Source organism: Streptomyces sp. 13-12-16 (assembly GCF_002114215.1).
Taxonomy (GTDB): domain Bacteria; phylum Actinomycetota; class Actinomycetes; order Streptomycetales; family Streptomycetaceae; genus Streptomyces.
Genome location: NZ_NCTE01001027.1, coordinates 4,928 through 5,991, shown reverse-complemented (window position 1 = coordinate 5,991; position 1,064 = coordinate 4,928). Strand labels below are relative to the sequence as shown.

General features: G+C 69.1%; 1 protein-coding gene and 1 pseudogene. Both read right to left on the bottom strand.

Annotated features, from left to right (window positions below; genetic code table 11):
- Positions 1-218, bottom strand: a pseudogene (locus tag B7767_RS34580) (2-oxoglutarate ferredoxin oxidoreductase subunit alpha); the annotation flags it as partial.
- A 133-nt stretch (positions 219-351) separates the two neighbouring features.
- The gene (locus tag B7767_RS34575) at positions 352-1,011 is read right to left on the bottom strand and encodes a response regulator transcription factor (protein ID WP_306298025.1); all 660 of its coding nucleotides are present in this window, start codon (positions 1,009-1,011) and stop codon (positions 352-354) included.
- Positions 1,012-1,064 lie beyond the last annotated feature (53 nt).

The window sequence follows — 1,064 nt, the reverse complement described above, 5'->3', positions numbered from 1 at the left end:
GCCGGGAAGTTCGGCAGCGTGGAGAGGTCGTTGCCGAACGACGCGGTCTCCGAGGTGAAACGGTCACCGGTGAGCTGCATACCGTCACCCGAGTCCCCCGCGAACCTGATGATCACTCGGTCGAGCCGGCGGACGTCCTTCGCACCCGCCGCTGCGCGCTGTTCCCCTACGACTGCTCCGTCGGCCTGCTCCGCTGTGCTGCTGACCTGGCTGGTCACTGAACTGGACCTCCTCGAGGGCGGCTGTCCGGGACGGCCTTCCCGCAGGCCTTCCCCGCATAAACCCTACGTCCGTAAGGGTCGCCTTCCCTGGGTGATTCGCATGTTGGACACGACTTCGAGACGTCCTCGCTCAGGAGTTGAGATAGGTGAGAACGGCCAGCACCCGCCGGTGATCGCCGTCGCTCGGGGACAGCCCCAGCTTCAGGAAGATGTTGCTGACGTGCTTCTCCACGGCGCCGTCGCTGACCACCAGCTGCCTGGCGATCGCCGAGTTCGTCCTGCCCTCCGCCATCAGCCCCAGGACCTCCCGCTCCCGCGGGGTGAGCCCCGCGAGCACGTCCTGCTTGCGGCTGCGCCCCAGCAGCTGCGCGACCACCTCGGGATCCAGAGCCGTACCGCCTTGGGCGACGCGCACCACCGCGTCCACGAACTCACGGACCTCGGCCACCCGGTCCTTGAGCAGATAACCGACGCCACGGCTGGAACCGGCGAGCAGCTCCGTGGCGTAGCGCTCCTCCACGTACTGCGACAGCACCAGCACGCCGACGCCCGGATGCGTCTTGCGCAGCTGCACCGCGGCCCGCACCCCCTCGTCCGTGTGCGTCGGCGGCATCCGCACGTCGGCCACCACGACGTCCGGGAGCTGGTTCTCCCCGTCCAGCTCGGCGATGGTCTTGATCAACGCGTCACCGTCACCGACGCCGGCCACGACCTCGTGCCCACGGTCGGTCAGCAACCGGGTCAGGCCCTCCCGCAGCAGCACCGAATCCTCGGCGATGACCACCCGCACCCTGTCCTCCACGTTCCTCGGCCCCCATGCCCCTGATCCGGACCCGCCCCCGT